The following is a 14,909-nucleotide window of genomic DNA, read 5'->3' as shown; positions in this document are numbered from 1 at the left end:
GGTCAGAACATTCGCGAGAGGTGCTGTCATGGAGTCCAACAGAGGGCGGTCCACCGGTACCGGCGGTGCCATCGGTAACGGTGGTACGACGTTCAGTCGGCGCTGGGTGCTCGGCGCCGGTGCGTCCGCCCTGCTCACCACCGGGCTGAGCGCGTGCGGCTCGGGTGAGGGTTCGGGCGGGGGCGGGGGGACCATCACCGCGTTCGTGTACGGGGACGACGCCGTGAAGGTGCAGCAGGCGGCCGTCGACCGGTTCAACAAGTCGGCGGCGAGCAAGACGGCCAAGGGCAAGGTCAAGCTGGAGAAGATCCCGGGCTCGGACTATCTGCCCAAGCTGCGTACGGCGATGGGGTCGCCCAGTGCCCCGGACGTCTTCTTCAACTGGGGCGGCGGCTCCATCAAGGCGTACCAGGCGGCCGGGAAGATCGTCGACCTGACCGACACCATCGAGAACGACCCGGTGCTGAAGAACGGCTTCCTGCCCTCCGTACTCGCCGCCGGGGATCTCAAGGGCCGCCACTACGGCATACCGATGCGCGGGATGCAGCCGGTGATCCTCTTCTACAACAAGTCCGTCTTCGCCGAGCAGAAGCTCCAACCGCCCACCACCTGGGACGAGTTGCTCGACGTCAACACCAAGCTGAAGAAGGCGAAGATCACGCCGTTCGCCCTCGGCGGCTCCGATGTCTGGCCCGAGCTGATGTGGCTGGAGTATCTGGTCGACCGGATCGGCGGGCCCGAGGTCTTCAGGCGCATCCAGGACGGCGACGCGGAGGGCTGGGGCGATCCGGCGGTGCTGAAGGCCGCCGAGATGGTGAAGGAACTCATCGACGACGGCGCCTTCGGGTCGAAGTTCACCTCCGTCTCGTACGTCAACGGCGGTGCCCCGGCCGTCTTCGCCAAGGGCAAGGCCGCGATGCATCTGATGGGCTCGTGGGAGTACTCGACGCAGCTCGGCAAGTTCCCCGACTTCGCCAAGTCCAACCTGGGCTGGGCGGCCTTCCCGAAGATCGAGGACGGCGTCGGCGACGTCCGCAACGTCGTCGGCAACCCCACCAACTACTGGTCCATCAACCCCCGTACGCAGAACAAGGACGCGGCGATCGCGTTCCTCAAGGACTGCGCGTCCGAGGCGTACGCGAAGGATCTCGTCGCCCTCGGCGACGTACCGACCACCTCCAACGCGGCGGCCCTGCTGTCCTCCGCGCCCAACCCCGAGTACGCCAAGTTCCAGTACGACATGGTCCAGCAGGCACCCGCGTTCACGCTCTCCTGGGACCAGGCGCTCGGCGACGAGCTGGGCACCAAGATGCACACGGAGATCGGGAAGCTGTTCACGGGCAAGTCGTCGCCGAGTGAGTTCGTGTCGGCGTGCAAGGGGTTGAAGTGACGGTCGCGGTCACCGGCAAGGGCAAAGGTCGTCCCAGTGCCGTCTGGGCGCTGCCCGCGGTGCTCTTCTTCACCTTCTTCGCGATCGTCCCGATGGCCCTGGCCTTCTATCTCTCCTTCACCAAGTGGGACGGTCTCGGCGACCCGAAGCCGGTCGGGCTCGCCAACTGGCAGAAGCTGCTGGACGATCCACGCCTGACCCAGTCCCTCACCCTCACCGTCCTTCTGACGGCGGCCAGTTGGGCGTTCCAGACGGTTGTGGCGCTGCTGCTCGGGGTGTGGGCGGCGGGCCGGCAGCGGAACCGGGCGGTGCTGTCGGCGATCTTCTTCGTGCCGTTCCTGCTCTCCTCGACCGCCATCTCGGTGCTGTTCTACGCGCTGCTCGACCCGAACTTCGGCATCATCCAGAAGGACACGCTCGGCTCGTCCAGCGGGGCGTTCCTCGCGATCGTGTTCGTCGGGGGCTGGCAGTTCATCCCGTTCCACACGCTGATCTATCAGGGCGGGGCCCGGCAGATTCCCCAAGTGCTGTACCAGGCTGCGGCAATCGACGGGGCGGGGCGCTATCGGCAGTTCTTCTCGATCACGCTTCCGCAGCTGCGGCACACGATCACCACCTCCACCGTGCTGATCGTCGTCGGCTCGCTGACCTACTTCGAGACGGTGCTCATCCTGACGAAGGGCGGTCCTGGCACGGACACGGCGATCCTGCCGTATCTGATGTACGAGGCGGGCTTCAAGACGTACGACTTCGGCTACGCGAGCGCCATCGCGTCCGCCCTCGTGCTGGCCGCCACCGGACTCTCCCTGCTGCTCGTCCGGCTGACCGGTTTCGGCGGCATGCGCAGTACGCGTGAAGGGATGTGACGGAGTGTCACACGACACGCTCCCCCGCCCCGCGACGGCCGACAAGCGCCCAGAGCGACCTCAGCCGGACAGCGGCCGTCGGCGTCGGCACTGGACCAGACGCGCCAACCCCCTTGCCGGACTGGGCTCGTTCGTCTGGCTGGTGATCGTCCTCGTCCCGATCTACGCCATGCTGTCGGCCTCGCTCACCGGGCCGGACAAGGCGCTCACCGGCAACCCCCTGAAACCGCCCACCGATCCGACCCTCGACAACTACAACACGGTCCTCAACTCGGGCTTCGGGCATCTGCTGAGCAACACGGTGATCGTGGCCGTCACGGTCGTGGGCATCGTCCTCGGGCTCTGTGTCCCGCTCGCGTACGTCGCCGTGCGCACCCGTACCCGCTGGTCGGGCGCGGCCTTCCGGCTGTTCCTGCTCGGGGTGGCCATCCCGGCGCAGGCGGTCGTGGTTCCCCTCTATCTCCTGATCGCCAAACTCGACCTGTACGACAGCCTGTTGGCGGTGATCCTGCCGACGGCGGCCTTCGCGATGCCGGTCTCGGTCCTGGTCCTCACGGGCACCCTGCGGGACATCTCGGAGGACCTGTACGAGGCGATGGCCCTCGACGGCGCCTCTCCCCTGCGCATGCTGTTCCAGCTGACGATCCCGCTGGCCAAAGGCGGTATCAGCACCGTCGTGATCTACGCGGCCCTCCAGGCCTGGAACGGCTTCCTCTTCCCGCTGATCTTCACCCAGTCCGACGAACCCCGCGTCCTCACCCTCGGCCTGTTCAACTACGTGAGCCAGTTCGGCGTGAACATCCCCGCCCTGCTCGCGTCGGTCGTCCTCTCCGGCATCCCGATCTTCGCCGTCTATCTGGTGGCCCGGCGCGCGCTGATCGGCGGCCTGATGGGCGTGGGCGGCAAATGAGCGGCACCGATGACGGCGCATCCCGTCAACTCGCAGACCCTGACAGGAGTTTCATGACGACGACCGCCCCTTGGCGTGACCGGGCCCTGTCCACCGACGCCCGCGTCGCCGACCTGCTCTCCCGGATGACCCTGGAGGAGAAGACCGCCCAGCTGTACGGCGTGTGGGTGGGCGCCTCGACGGACGGCCACGGGGTCGCCCCGCACCAGCACGACATGACCGCCGACTACACGTGGGACGAGCTGATCACCCGGGGCCTGGGCCAGCTCACGCGCCCCTTCGGTACGGCCCCCGTGGACCCGGCGCTGGGCGCGCAGGCACTGGCCCGCGCCCAGCGCCGGATAGCGGAGGCGGGCCGCTTCGGCATCCCGGCGCTGGCCCACGAGGAGTGCCTGGCGGGCTTCACGGCCTGGCAGGCGACGGCGTACCCGGTCCCGCTGGCCTGGGGCGCCACCTTCCACCCCGAGCTGGTGGAGGAGATGGCGGCCCGCATCGGCCGCGACCTCGCCTCGGTCGGCGTCCACCAGGGCCTCGCTCCGGTCCTGGACGTCGTACGGGATCCGCGCTGGGGCCGGGTCGAGGAGACGATCGGCGAGGACCCGTACCTGGTGGGGACGATCGGGTCGGCGTACGTGCGGGGTCTGGAGTCGGCGGGGATCATCGCCACGCTGAAGCACTTCGCGGGGTACGCGTCCTCGGCGGGCGCCCGCAATCTCGCTCCCGTCCGGGCGGGGGTGCGGGAGTTCGCCGACGTGACACTCCCCCCGTTCGAGATGGCGCTGCGCGAGGGCGGGGCGCGTTCGGTGATGGCCGCCTACAACGAGACGGACGGTGTCCCGGCCTCCGCCGACCCGCATCTCCTCACCCAACTCCTGCGCCAGGACTGGGGGTTCACGGGCACGGTCGTCTCGGACTACTTCGGCATCGGCTTCCTGGAGACCCTGCACCGGATCGCCGGTACGCCCGCCGAGGCCGCCCATGTGGCTCTCGCCGCCGGCATCGATGTCGAGCTGCCGACGATCCGGAGCTACGGCGACGCGCTCGTGGCGGCCGTACGGGCGGGAGACGTACCGGAGTCGCTGGTGGACCGGGCGGCGCGGCGGGTGCTGGCGCAGAAGTGCGAGCTGGGGCTGCTGGACGAGGACTGGCGGCCCGAGCCGGACGGCGGGCCGATCGACCTGGACTCGGCCGGAAACCGGGCGCTGGCCAGGCGGTTGGCCGAGGAGTCGGTGGTGCTGCTCGACAACCCGGACGGGCTGCTCCCGCTCGCCCCGGACACGCGTATCGCGGTCGTCGGGCCCAGGGCGGCGGACGCGCTGGCCATGCTGGGGTGTTACTCCTTCCCCTCGCACGTTCTGCCCAGCCATCCGGAGACCCCGGTGGGGCTCGACATCCCCTCCCTCCTGGAGTCCCTGCGCGCCGAACTCCCGGACGCCAAGGTGACGTTCGCGGAGGGCTGCGACACCTCGGGGCCGGACACCGCCGGCTTCGAGGAGGCGGTGGCGCGGACCGCCGAGGCGGATGTGTGCGTGGCGGTACTGGGCGACCGGGCCGGTCTGTTCGGACGGGGTACGTCCGGCGAGGGGTGCGATGTGGCGGACCTGCAACTGCCTGGCGTACAGGCTGAGTTGCTGGACGCGCTCGTGTCGACGGGGGTGCCGGTGGTGCTCGTACTGCTCACCGGGCGGCCGTACGCGCTGGGGCGGTGGCACGGTCAACTGGCTTCCGTGGTGCAGGCGTTCTTCCCCGGGGAGGAGGGCGGCCCGGCAGTCGCGGGAGTGCTGTCGGGCCGCGTCACCCCGTCGGGGCGACTGCCGGTGAGTGTGCCGAGGGAGCGCGGGGGGCAGCCGTGGACGTACCTCCAGCCGCCGTTGGGGCTCGCGGGTGAGGTCAGCAGCCTGGACCCGACGCCGCTGTATCCCTTCGGGCACGGGCTCTCGTACACCTCGTTCGTCTGGGAGGACCTCGATGAGGGCGGTCCTGCCGAGATCGGGACGGCCGGGTCGTACGACGTGTCGGTGACCGTCCGGAACACGGGGGCGCGGGCCGGGGCCGAGGTCGTGCAGCTGTATCTGCACGATCCGGTGGCCTCGGTGACCCGGCCCGATGTCCGGCTGATCGGTTACCAGCGGCTGGAGTTGGCGCCGGGGGCCGCACGCCGGGTGACGTTCCGGTTCCACGCGGATCTGTCGGCGTTCACGGACCGCGCGGGGCGGCGGGTCGTCGAACCGGGGGCGCTGGAGCTGCGGTTGGGGGCGTCGAGTGCGGATGTGCGGCACACGGCCCGGGTCCGACTGGTGGGCGCGGTAAGGGAGTTGGGGGTGGAGCGGCGGCTGCGGTGCGAGACGGAGGTCGGACCGTAGCGGGCCGGTCCCGTCGGGTTACGGCACAGCGGGGCCGTCCAGGTAGCGGCCCTGCGTGTCGTACGGCCAGGCGTTCGAGACGCAGCCCTTGAGGCCGTCGATCTGCTGCATCATCGCGGGCGCCGGCTGGCCCGGACCCGGGCAGGTCAGATGCCCTCGGCCCAGCCAGTGGCCGACCTCATGGTTGACGATCAGGGCGCGGTACTCGGTCGCCGGACCGTCGAACTCGGGAGAACCCAGCTGCCAGCGCTTGAGGTTGATCACCACGTTGACGCCGGCCCGGCAGTTGACCTCGCCGATGTGTTCCGGCTGCCGCACGTTGCACAGCTTGTCGGTGGTGGACGCGGTGGCGACCTTGAATGTCAACTCGGCCTCCGCGCTGGTGACTTGGCGGAAGCGGGCGCCTGCCTGCCGCCAGCCTCGCTGGTCGTTGAGGATGGCGCCGATCTGGCGGGCCGCGTCCGCCGGGTCGACGCCCGCGCCGTCCTCGACCTGGACGCGGAAGGGCGTACCGGAGGCGGGCCCGGTGACGACGACCGGGGCCGTGTCGAAGGTGCCGGGGCCGGTGGCGGGGATGGTGGGCGTCGAGGAGGAGCCCTTCCCGGACCCCGAAGTGCCGGTGGCGCTCGGAGACTTGGGGGCCTTGGGCGACTCGGAGGGGTCTGGGGACCCGGCGACGGTGGAGTCGTCGGGGGGCGCGCTCGTGGCGCCCCGCGTCGCGGACGTTCCCGGGTCCGGGGTGGGCCCGGTCGTCGTCCGGACCGCCTCCGGGGAACTGGCCCGCGACGCGTTGTCCGGCAGCAGCCGGGGCAGGAGCAGCGGCACCGCCGCCGTACCGAGCGCGGCGAGACAGACCGTGGCGCCGATCGCGCCGAGCCGGACCCGCTGCTTGCGTCGCCGCCGTAAGGCGACCCGGCCGCGCGAACCGTCCACTGCACGTCGTTGCTCACTCATCGGGGGGAACCGCCTATCTCGCTCGTGCTGTCGGTACCGCTCGGGTCGTCTGCCAAGGAGGGCTCGGCGGTGGAGGGTTCGGTCGTGGCGGTCGCGGCCAGGGAGGACGGGGAATCGGATGCCCCGTCCGCGGAGTTCGGTTCGGCCTGCGCCGCGTACTGCGCCTGGTACGTCACCTCGGTCAGCAGTGCCTTGGTGCCCGCCGCGGCCACCAGTTGGTCGACGGTGACGGGCGGGGAGACCTTGGCGTCGGCGTCCGGGGTGACGGTCAGGTTCACGGTGTTCTCCGCGTAGCGGTAGCTGACGCTGAGGGACTGTCCGCCCCACAGCGTGTCGCCCGACACGATGACCCGTGCCTCGCTCCCGTCGGGCAGCCACGCCGTACGGCAGGACATGACGGTCTTGGGCAGGTCCTGGCACTCGGCGAGGCCGGCCCCTCCCGGCATGACCTGGAACGTCACGGGGAAGGCGTGGCCCTCCAGCCGGCCGACGAAGTGGTCCGCGCCGTTCGGGGTGACGGTCCCGATCCGGCCGCCCAGCGCCCGGGTCAGTGCCTCCGCCGTCCGCGCCTCGCGGGCGGTCTCCGCAGGGGCCGAGGCCACGGGCACCGGCGCTGTCACGGAGGGGGCGGGGGACGGCACGGCCGACGTCCGGGACGCGGTCGGCGGTGCGGCCGCCGGGCTGACCGGCTGCGGCGCGGCGCTGCCCGGGCCGCCGAGTGCGGCCGAGCCGATACCCCCGGCCGCGAGGACCCCGGCGACCGTGCCGACCACGGCGAGCCGCGCCCGGATCCGGCGGCGCCTGCCCAGCCGTACCGCCTCCTGCGTCAGATCGGGCAGCGGCGCGAGGCCGGCGGCGGCCCGCTCCATCAGTTCCCTCAGCTCCCCGACGAGCGCGTCGTCGGGCCCGGCGTCCGGCTCGGGCCCGTGCGGGCGGCCGGGTGGCGTGTCGTGCACGGATGTTCCTCTCTGACGCGTCGGCACTGGCGGTGTACGGGGGCCAGGGGGCCGGGGACTCAGTACTCGGCGGTGTACACATGGGCGTCGCCCAGCTCGGCGCGCAGCCGGGTCAGGGAGCGGGAGCACTGGCTCTTGACGGTGGACTCGCTGCACCGCAGCTGCGCGGCCACCTCCGACACGCTCAGGTCCTCCCAGTAGCGCAGGACGACCATCGCCCTTGCCCGGGGCGGGAGTTCACCGAGCGCGGCCATGAGCGTGACGCGCAGTTCGGGTCTGGGCGTGGCGGGCGCGGGGTCGGGGCGGGCGTGGGCGATCAGGTCGCGCAGCCGGCGCCGGCGCTCGTGCAGGAACAGCCGGGTCAGCACGGTACGGGCGTAGGCATCGAGGTGGTCGGCCCGGCTCGCCCGGTGCCAGTGCTGGAAGAGGCGGGCCAGCGTGGACTGCACCAGGTCACGGGCGTGCTCGCGGTCGCCGCAGAGCAGATACGCCGTCCGGTACAGGCGCTGCCGGCCCGCCCGCGCGTACTCCTCGAAGTCCCGCTGCCGGACCGTCGCCGACATCCACCCTCCCGTTTCCCGTCATGCGTATGGCTGAGGCTGTTGCTTTGGCTCACATGCCTCATACGCATCACGCCCCTCACACGCCTCACAGGTCTCGTCCTCACCTGTTCTTGAGCGTGCTCGGGGCGGAAAGGTTGAAGGGGTTCGGGAAAAAGTTTCCGGGCTCAGGACTTTCCGGCTCAGCCGAAGCGGCCCGCCACGTAGTCCGCCGTGCGCTGGTCCTTCGGGGAGCCGAACACGTCGTCGGTGGGGCCGTGTTCGACGATCCCGCCCGGTGTGCCCTGTTCGGCGAGGAAGAACGCGCACTGCTGGGAGACGCGGGCGGCCTGCTGCATGTTGTGGGTGACGATGACGACGGTCACCTGGCCGGCGAGTTCGTGGATCGTCTCCTCGACGCGGCGGGTGGAGGTGGGGTCGAGGGCCGAGCAGGGTTCGTCCATCAGCAGCACCCGTGGGCGGACCGCCAACGCCCGTGCGATGCACAGACGTTGCTGCTGACCGCCGGAGAGCGCGCCGCCGGGCTGCCGGAGCCGGTCGCGCACCTCCTTCCAGAGGCCCGCCCTGGTCAGCGACTCCTCCACCAGCTCGTCCTTCGCGCGACGGCTCGTACGCGCCCCGGTCAGGCGCAGGCCCGCCACCACGTTGTCGTAGATCGACATGGCGGGGAACGGGTTCGGCTTCTGGAAGACCATGCCGATGCGGCGCCGGGCGTCGGTCAGCCGCCAGGACGGGTCGTAGATGTCCTCGCCGTCGAGCAGCACCTCGCCCGCGAGCGCCGCCGCCGGGATCATCTCGTGCATCCGGTTGAGCGTGCGCAGGAACGTCGACTTGCCGCAGCCGGAGGGCCCGATGAGCGCGGTGACCTGCCCGGCGGGCATGGTGAGCGAGACATGGCTGAGCACCTGGTGACCGCCGAACCAGGCCGCCACGTCACGGGCTTCGAGCGTGGCGGGAACGGTGGCCGCACTGCTCGTACTGGCCGGTGCCGGGGGCAGGACGATCGTGTCGGTCAGGGAGTCGGTCACGTCGGGTACCTCACATGGGAACGAAGGGGGTCGGGTCACAGCAGGTTCGGCAGCAGTTCGGTGGCCCGGGTCGCGACCTGGAGGCCCAGCACGGCGACGACCGGCGCGAAGACGATCCAGGTCTGGTGCCGGCCCCACCGGTGCCAGGTCCACACCGCGCCGACCGCCGCGAGCAGCAGCGCCTGGAGCCACATCACCAGCGGCCACGGCACCCCGGAGGGACGGGCGAGGGGTTCCTCGGCCTCGGGCAGGGTGCCGGAGCGGATGACGGCCGCCGGGGTCTCGGCGGCCGCGGACACCAGGTCGGCGTCGACGCGCAGCACACCGTCCGGCATGAAGCGCGGCCCGGTCGCGGTGACCAGCACCAGGCGCCCCTTCCCGGCGGCGAGTGGCGCGGGTGCCGGATCACCGGCCCGTCGTACGCCGATGACCTGGTACGTCGCCTTGCCCTGGCCGGTGACGACGGTGAACCTGTCGCCCGCGTCGAGGTCGGCGAGGCGCCCGAAGGGGCCGCCGTACGCCGCCGCGCGCCCCATCAGGACACTGGTCCCGGCCTGACCGGGCATCGGCGTGTCCCTGCGGTGGCCGGGGCCGTCGGTGAGCACGGCGGAGTCGGTGCCCTCCAGGACGACCTGGGACATCCCCAGGGCGGGTACGTCGATCAGCGCGACCGGGGTGCCCGGCGCGAGGAGCTTGCCGTGCATGTCGACCTGGGCCACCGGGGCGGTGCCCTGGGCGAGTTGGTCGCGCAGGGCGTCGAACTCGGCCTGCTGGGCGCTGTGTTGCTGGATGCCGCTGAGCAACAGCAGCTGTGCGGTGACGCCGAGCAGCAGGGCGGCGAGGCTGAGCAGGCCGCCCCGGGCGAGATGACGGACGGCGGTGACACTCGCGACGCGCGTCCGTGACGTGGACGCTGCCGGTGCGAGCGTGGTCTGTACGGCGACCGTCACGGCGGCCCGCCTCCTTCGCGGTTCAGGGGGTTGGGGACGGCTCCGGGGGGCCGTGGCGGCGGCCCCCCGATGCCCTGGAACAGGTGAATCAGTTAAATCAGGTGATCAGGTGGACTTGATCACGAAGTTCGCGCCGTACTTCGAGAGCACGGTCGTCGAACCGGCGTAGAAGGCGCGGAGCGTGTGCCTGCCCTTGCTCAGCTTCGGCAGGGTGATGGTGACCTTGCCGGCGCTCAGCGTGCCGGTGGCGAGGACCCGGGAGCCCTCGTAGACACGGACCGTGCCGCCGGGGGTCGTGCCGGTCGCGGTGACCTTCACGGTGACCTTGGCGCGGGCGGTGTGGGCGACCGACGCCGGGGCGCTGGTGCCGACGGCCGGGGTCGCCTTGGTGACCTTCAGGGTGGCGGTCGTCGAGGACGCGTTGAGCTTGGCGGCGCCCGCGTAGGAGACGGTCAGCGCGTGCGTGGCCACCTTCAGGTGGTTCGACAGGCTGACGGTGACCTTGCCGGCGCTGTTCAGGGTGCCGGTGCCGAGGGTGGTGGTGCCCTCCTTGACGGTGACCTTGCCGGTCGGGACGACGCCGTGGGTGCCGGTCACGGTGACGGCGACCTTGGGGGCCTTGCCGTACGCGGTCGTGGCGACGGACGCCTTCGTGGTGCTGGCGTACTTGACCGCGCCGGTCCAGGTGGCGGCGTCGCCGGTGCCGATGAGGTTGGCGGCGGCGACCGAGGCGGTGTAGGTGCCGGTGGCGAGGTTCGCGAAGGTGTACGAGGTGGTGGTGGCCGGGACGTCCTTGGTGGCCACGACGCCGCCGTCGGCGCCGAGCAGCGTCACGCGGTAGTCGGTGACGGGCTGGGCCGGGGCCGGGTTCGGCGCGGTCCAGCTCAGCTTGACGCTCGCGTCGCCGAGGGTGGTCTTCAGGGCCGGCTTGGCGGGCGTCTTGGCTTCCAGGCCGGTGATCTCCAGGCCGCCGACCTTGGCGTGCTTGGCCAGGCTGATCGAGCCGTTGTACGACTCGTTCAGGAAGCCGAACTTGGCGATGACACCTTCGGCGGCGTCGGAGGCGAGGGCTGCCTCGTGGGTGCCGCTGGTGACGAAGACGTCGTACAGGTCCTTGTCGAAGAAGATGCTGCTCGGGTCGATCGCCCGGGTCGGGACCACGTTGTAGACGTCGCGGCCGAAGGTGGCGTTCTCGTAGTAGCCGCCGACCGGGGAGAGCTTGCCGTTGACCGTGGTGACCGGGCTGGTGGCGCCGCTGTCGCCGGGCAGCGTGACGCTCGCCAGGTGCGCGCCGGCGGCGATCGCGTCCTTGCTGTGGTCGGGGGCGATGTCGTTGTTCTGCGCAATCCAGCTGCCCACGGAGAACGGGACGAGGGTGCCGTCCGCGGTGAGCGCGGCGTCGGCCTGGTTCTCCTGGACGGTCGTGATGCTGGTGTCGACCGTGTTCTCGTTGAGGCCGATCGCCCCGAGGAAGAACTTGCGGGTGCCGGAGCCGCTCTGCGGGAGGACCGGGTGCACGGTCTGGCCGTTGATCTTGTGGTCGCTGCCGGCCGCGTAGACGTCGTGCAGCTGGTCGACCGTCAGGCTGTCGAGGCCGGTGCCGCGCACCGCGACGCCGACCGCGTCCCGGGCGAACGGGATGTAAGTGAGCGCGGTGCCGGAGACGCTCGGGCCGCCCGAGGAGCGCGCGAAGTCGACCTGGCCCTTGACGGAAACGCCCGTCGCGTTGGGGAAGAGGTCGCCCGTCAGCGACATGCTGAGCGCGGTCCGGCCGGGGCCGGAACCGTTGGGCCGGTTGAACGTCGTACCGCCGGAGCGGGTCTGGATGGTGGCGGAGCCGATCGCGTCGTAGGAGGCGAGGCCCGCGCCGGCCGTCGACTTCACGGCGGAGCCGGCGTAGCTGTTGTCGTTGACGGTGTCGCCGGCCAGGGCGTTCAGGACGTCCTGGGTGGTGTCGGAACCCACGCCCACGAGCTGGCGGAACGTTCCGGCGGGGGTGGGGTCGGCGGACGCCGGGCTCGCGAGAGCCAGCGTGCCGGACACCACGGCGGCGGCGACCATGGCCGCCGTGAGGCGCGTTCTGCGCATCGGGGTTCTCCTGTTGTGCGTCGTAGTGCGTATTCGGGCGAGAGAGGATCTGGCGGATCTGGCAGGGTGGTACGGGCTGTCCGCCCCGACTGCGATTCGGGGCGGGCGGCCGTCTGTGGGGAGCCGGGCCGGGTGGCCGCGGGCTCCGGGGTCAGCCCCGGCCGGGTGGCAGCAGCCTGCGCAGCCGTTCCGGGAGGGCGAGTTCGGGGATGACAGTCACCGTGCGACCACCGGGAAGCGGGACCCTGAGCGGGAGCCGCAGCCTGCTGCCGCCCGCGAAGGGCGCGCCGAGACCGGCGGCGGCACCGAGCGCGGCGCCCACCGGGACGGCGTACCGCAGCGCGTTCGCCGGGTCGGCGGGGGTGGTGCCGGCGGCGGTGGTCTGGACGGCCTGGCCGCCGTCGTACGAGGGCTTGTCGCTGGGCGAGGCGCTCGCGCCGCCCCCACCGGACGCGGCTGCACCGCCGGTCGTACCGCCGTCGGTCGCGCCCCCGGCCGCCGTACCGCCGAGACCGCCCGAGTCGGCGGAACCGCCGCCGGACGTACCGCCGTTCGCCCCGCCGGAGGTCGAACTTCCTTCTCCGGTACCCCCGTTGGTGGCCGCCGCGCCGGTGTAGTGGGCGAGGGCGGCGGCGGCCTTGGCGGTCTTCGCGCGCAGGGTCTTGGAGAGGGGGGCGTAGCCGGCCGGGAGGCGGCCCGGGTCGGCGCCGCTGATCTGGCCCTTCTCCGCCGCGTACGTCAGCAGGGTCGCGTAGTCCTTGCGGGCGGCGGAGTCGATCTTCGCCGGGCGGACGGCCGCGTAGACGAGCTGGGCGAGCGGGTACGCGCCCTTCGCGGTGGCCTTGGCCGGGCTGATCTCGGGGGCCTTGGCGCCTGACGCGCTCGCGGCGGCGGCGGTGAGGGAGGCCGTGGTGGGGGCGACGAAGGCACCGGAGGCGTTGCGCAGGCGCGCGGTCTGGAGGCCGTAGCGGGCGGCGGAGGCCGCGTCGGTGACCGTGATCACGAACCGGGAGCCGACCGTCTGCGGGCCGGGGCTCTTGTACGCGGGCGGGCTGGCCAGCGGGTCCCAGGTCGCCTTCCAGAGGCTGTCGGCGCGCCGGGTGTGCAGGGCACCGTCGTGCATGTCGGTCACGTACGGGTGGAAGTCGATCATGCACTGCTTCTGCGTGGCGCCGGTGCCCGGCGGGATCGTGCACCAGGGGTCGCTCTTGGGGTAGGTGTCGGTGTCGGCCGGGTCGAAGGCGAAGCCGCTGGGGTTCAGGTCGATGTTGGTGCTGAAGTAGGGGTTGACCCGCATGCCCCAGTCGTCGGAGACGCCCGCGAGGAAGTTGCGGGCCTCCTTGTCGGAGACGATCCACTGCCAGACCGCGCGCGCCGAGTCGCTGTGCCCGAGGGCGGTGAGCAGGTCGGTGTCGGTGGCCGGGGTCTCGGGGACGGACAGTTCGGCGAACTCCGGGTTGAGCGCGATGAATTCGGGGTCGCTGGCGAGCCCGGCCGGGTTGTTCTTCGCCCAGCCGTAGTGCTTCGCGACGGTGGTGCCGACGACCGCTCCCCAGGGGGAGTTGCGGTAGGACTCGGTGAGCAGCTTGGCGACCAGCCGGGGGGTGAGGTCGAGGGACTCGACCTTGGTCCCGGCCAGCTTGCGGACGGCTTCGGAGGCGCCGGCCTTGGGTCTGCGCTCGACGGTGAAGCCGATGACAGTGCCGGAGAGGGCAGTTGGGGCGTAGACGGTGGGGTCGGCGGGGGCGGTCGTGCCCTCGTCGGCGCCGAGTGCGCGGGTGGTGAACGCCAGACCGGACGAGCCGTCGGCGATGAGACGGGAACGGGTGTCGGGCTCGCCGAGTTCCGTGTAGCCGTACACCTTGCCGCTCGGGCAGAGGGCCGTCTGCCAACTGCTCATGGCGTCGGCGGCGAGTTCGCTGCCGGTGGTGGCGCGTTCGTCGGAACCGAGGGCGCAGTTGGCGCCGACGGTGTTGAAGCCGAGCTTGACGGCGACGCGGTTCTTCCAGTTGGTCGCGGAGACCGGGGAACCGGCGTTGACCTGGCTGGTGTCGGCGTACGGCTTGCCGTCCAGGTCGAGATGGCCCTGCGGGACGATGACCAGCCAGCAGGAGCGGGGCTTGGCGACACCGTTCTGGCGTACGGGGACACCGCAGCCGAGGTGCGGGGCCTCGTTGGCGGTCTGGACCTCGACGTACTCCGTGCCGGTGCCGTCGGCGCCGGTGCGGGCGAAGTCGACCTCGTTGGTGGTGTTGCGGTTGAACAGCGCGTTGTTCTGGGTGCCGGAGGTGATCAGGGTGCCGTCGACGGCCTTGAAGGGGACCTCTCCGAGGCCGGACACGTTTCCGGCGCCGTAGCGGTCGTCCTGGCCGTAGTTGGTGGGGTCGGCGCTGTAGAAGACCTTGCGGGTGTCGTCGTACTCGTTGCCCGGCCAGCTGCCCCGGTCGGTGGTCGGGGAGGCGCCGTACTGGCACTGGGTGCGCGGCGGGCCGGGGTTGGCGGGGACGGTGCCGTCGTCGTCGCCCCAGCACTGCATGATCTGTACGAAGTCGGTGTTGAAGAGGGTGCCCGCGAGGGTGGTGGGGGTACCGCCGGTCCAGGAGACGGTGACCGCCTGGCTGGTGAGGTGCTCGGTCTGGCTGACCGTGAACCTCATGTTCTTGAACTCGCCGCGTCCGGAGACGGTCACGGCGGTGCCGGTGCCTGAGCCTGCGGCAGCTGCGGTGGCGGGTGGGGCGGTCTGGGCGAGGGCGAGGCCGGCGAGGGCGCCCGCGGTGGCTCCGGTGAGGAGGCGCAGGAAGAGCCTGCGTATCCGGACGGTCTTGGGGTTGTTCGCTCTCATCA

General features: G+C 71.5%; 11 protein-coding genes. 4 read left to right on the top strand and 7 right to left on the bottom strand.

Annotation, left to right across the window (positions count from 1 at the left end):
• Positions 1-28: 28 nt before the first annotated feature.
• The 4 genes from ACFYXF_RS43550 to ACFYXF_RS43535 are packed head-to-tail and all read left to right on the top strand — an operon-like array spanning position 29 to position 5,529.
• Entirely contained in the window at positions 29-1,390 is a 1,362-nt protein-coding gene (locus tag ACFYXF_RS43550) for an ABC transporter substrate-binding protein (RefSeq protein WP_389358337.1), read from the top strand.
• The gene (locus ACFYXF_RS43545; protein ID WP_389358335.1) at positions 1,387-2,256 is read left to right on the top strand and encodes a carbohydrate ABC transporter permease; all 870 of its coding nucleotides are present in this window, start codon (positions 1,387-1,389) and stop codon (positions 2,254-2,256) included. Before ACFYXF_RS43550 ends, ACFYXF_RS43545 begins: the two co-directional genes overlap by 4 nt.
• 4 nt (positions 2,257-2,260) lie before the next feature.
• The gene (locus ACFYXF_RS43540) at positions 2,261-3,166 is read left to right on the top strand and encodes a carbohydrate ABC transporter permease (protein WP_389358333.1); all 906 of its coding nucleotides are present in this window, start codon (positions 2,261-2,263) and stop codon (positions 3,164-3,166) included.
• Positions 3,167-3,219: 53 nt separating this feature from the next.
• Entirely contained in the window at positions 3,220-5,529 is a 2,310-nt protein-coding gene (locus ACFYXF_RS43535) for a glycoside hydrolase family 3 N-terminal domain-containing protein (RefSeq protein ID WP_389358331.1), read from the top strand.
• An 18-nt stretch (positions 5,530-5,547) separates the two neighbouring features.
• On the opposite strand, the gene ACFYXF_RS43530 is transcribed toward ACFYXF_RS43535, so the two are convergent.
• The 7 genes from ACFYXF_RS43530 to ACFYXF_RS43500 form a co-directional block, all read right to left on the bottom strand.
• Entirely contained in the window at positions 5,548-6,483 is a 936-nt protein-coding gene (locus ACFYXF_RS43530; protein ID WP_389358329.1) for a DUF3152 domain-containing protein, read from the bottom strand.
• Positions 6,480-7,439: a hypothetical protein gene (locus tag ACFYXF_RS43525; RefSeq protein WP_389358327.1), complete on the bottom strand. Its 960-nt coding sequence runs from the start codon at positions 7,437-7,439 to the stop codon at positions 6,480-6,482. Before ACFYXF_RS43525 ends, ACFYXF_RS43530 begins: the two co-directional genes overlap by 4 nt.
• A gap of 59 nt (positions 7,440-7,498) precedes the next feature.
• Entirely contained in the window at positions 7,499-8,002 is a 504-nt protein-coding gene (locus ACFYXF_RS43520) for a SigE family RNA polymerase sigma factor (RefSeq protein ID WP_389358325.1), read from the bottom strand.
• A 179-nt stretch (positions 8,003-8,181) separates the two neighbouring features.
• Positions 8,182-8,997: a phosphate ABC transporter ATP-binding protein PstB gene (gene pstB / locus ACFYXF_RS43515; RefSeq protein WP_389358634.1), complete on the bottom strand. Its 816-nt coding sequence runs from the start codon at positions 8,995-8,997 to the stop codon at positions 8,182-8,184.
• 65 nt (positions 8,998-9,062) lie between these two features.
• Entirely contained in the window at positions 9,063-9,977 is a 915-nt protein-coding gene (locus ACFYXF_RS43510; protein ID WP_389358323.1) for a sortase, read from the bottom strand.
• A gap of 105 nt (positions 9,978-10,082) precedes the next feature.
• A complete protein-coding gene (locus ACFYXF_RS43505; RefSeq protein ID WP_389358321.1) occupies positions 10,083-12,065 on the bottom strand; it encodes an Ig-like domain repeat protein in 1,983 nt (660 codons plus the stop codon).
• Positions 12,066-12,216: 151 nt separating this feature from the next.
• Complete coding sequence (locus ACFYXF_RS43500) at positions 12,217-14,907, bottom strand: hypothetical protein (protein ID WP_389358319.1); 2,691 nt, start codon at positions 14,905-14,907, stop codon at positions 12,217-12,219.
• Between the last annotated feature and the right edge of the window lie 2 nt (positions 14,908-14,909).

The organism is Streptomyces sp. NPDC002680, assembly GCF_042889145.1.
Lineage (GTDB): Bacteria > Actinomycetota > Actinomycetes > Streptomycetales > Streptomycetaceae > Streptomyces > Streptomyces adonidis.
Note: the sequence above shows the minus strand (reverse complement) of the source record. Positions and strands in the feature narration are given on the sequence as shown.